Consider the following 2017-nt stretch of genomic DNA (forward strand, 5'->3'; position numbering starts at 1 on the left):
CACTGGCAGCCGGACGGAATGGCCGGGGTCTTGGCGAGGATTTCCGAGACGGGGTAGCGGGATTCCCGCCGCACCGCCATGAAGATCCGCGGCATCACCGGGAAATGGAACGCCATGTGGCACTCGTCCCCGCCGCTGCGGTAGTCGCCGAAGTAGTCGACGACGTCCTCCGGCCACTGGTTCGCCTCCGCCAGCAGCACGGTGTCCGGATACTGCGTGTCGATCTCCTTGCGCACCCGCTTCAGGAAGTCGTGGGTCGCGGGCAGGTTCTCGCAGTTGGTGCCCTCGCGCTGGTAGAGGTACGGCACGGCGTCGAGCCGGAACCCGTCGATGCCGAGGTCGAGCCAGAAGCGGAGCGCGGAGAGGATCTCCTCCTGGACGGCCGGGTTCTCGTAGTTGAGGTCGGGCTGGTGCGAGAAGAAGCGGTGCCAGTAGTACTGCTTGCGGACCGGGTCGTACGTCCAGTTGGAGACCTCGGTGTCCACGAAGATGATCCGGGCGTCCTGGTACTGCTTGTCGTCGTCCGCCCAGACGTAGTAGTCCCCGTACGGCCCGTCGGGGTCCTTGCGCGACTCCTGGAACCACGGGTGCTGGTCGCTGGTGTGGTTCATGACGAAGTCGATGATGACGCGCATGCCGCGCTGGTGGGCGGCGTCGACGAACTCCACGAAGTCGGCGAGGTCGCCGAACTCGGGGAGGACGGCCGTGTAGTCGGAGACGTCGTAACCGCCGTCCCGCAGCGGGGACTTGAAGAAGGGCGGCAGCCAGAGGCAGTCGACGCCGAGCCACTGCAGGTAGTCGAGTTTCGCGGTCAGGCCCTTGAGGTCGCCGATGCCGTCGCCGTTGCTGTCCTGGAAGGAGCGGACCAGGACCTCGTAGAAGACGGCGCGTTTGAACCAGTCCGGGTCCCGGTCCTTGACGGGTGTGTCCTCGAAGGTGTCCGGGACGGGTTCGTTGACGATCATTGTGTGGGTGACCCTCCGATCCGCGGGGACGGTCGCAGGACGGTGAGGATGTGCGCGGTCCGGTGACCCGGTTCCAGGCGCACATAGTTGGCCCTGCCCCAGTTGTAGGTTTCGCCGGTGAGCTCGTCGCGCACCGGCACCGACTCGTGCCAGTTCAGGCCGAGTTGCGGCATGTCCAACGAGACCGTGGCCTCCTGGGTGTGGTGGGGGTCGAGGTTCACGACCACCAGAACCGTGTTCGATCCGCTCCGCTTGCTGTAGACGATCACCGCGTCCTGGTCGGCGTGGTGGAAGTGGAGGTCGCGCAGCTGCCGCAGGGCGGGGTTCTCGCGCCGGACGGTGTTGAGGCGGGTGATGAGCGGGGCGATGCCGTCGGTGTCGGCGCGGGCCCAGTCCCGGGGCTTGAGCTGGTACTTCTCCGAGTCCAGGTACTCCTCGCTGCCCTCCTTCAGCGGGGTGTTCTCGCACAGTTCGTAGCCGCTGTAGATGCCCCAGGTGGGGGAGAGGGTGGCCGCGAGAACGGCCCGGACCTCGAAGGCGGGCCGGCCGCCGTGCTGGAGGTAGGCGTGCAGGATGTCCGGGGTGTTGGCGAAGAAGTTCGGCCGCATGTAGGCGGCGGTCTCCCCGGCGAGTTCGGTGGCGTACTCGGTGAGTTCCTGCTTGCTGTTGCGCCAGGTGAAGTACGTGTACGACTGCTGGAAACCGATCTGGGCCAGGGTGCGCATCATCGCGGGCCGGGTGAAGGCCTCGGCCAGGAAGATCACGTCCGGGTCCCTGCGGTTGATCTCCGCGATCACCCGCTCCCAGAACACCACCGGCTTGGTGTGCGGGTTGTCCACGCGGAAGATCCGCACCCCGCACTCCATCCAGTGCCGCAGCACCCGCACCGTCTCGGCGACCAGCCCGTCCATGTCGGCGTCGAAGGCGACGGGGTAGATGTCCTGGTACTTCTTCGGCGGGTTCTCGGCGTAGGCGATCGTGCCGTCCGGCCGGTGGTGGAACCACTCCGGGTGCTTCTCCACCCACGGGTGGTCCGGCGAGCACTGCAACGC

2 protein-coding genes are annotated in these 2017 nt (G+C 66.8%); both read right to left on the bottom strand.

The genetic code is table 11. From position 1 onward, the window contains the following. Positions 1–965, bottom strand: a 965-nt coding sequence (locus tag ACZ63F_RS42975; protein WP_469719532.1) for an alpha-amylase family glycosyl hydrolase, incomplete at its 3' end; no start/stop codon positions are given. Next, on the bottom strand, positions 962–2017 hold a 1056-nt coding region (locus ACZ63F_RS42980), incomplete at its 5' end, for an alpha-amylase family glycosyl hydrolase (RefSeq protein WP_469719534.1). The genes ACZ63F_RS42980 and ACZ63F_RS42975, both read right to left, overlap by 4 nt.

Source organism: Streptomyces sp. NPDC104761 (assembly GCF_055583445.1).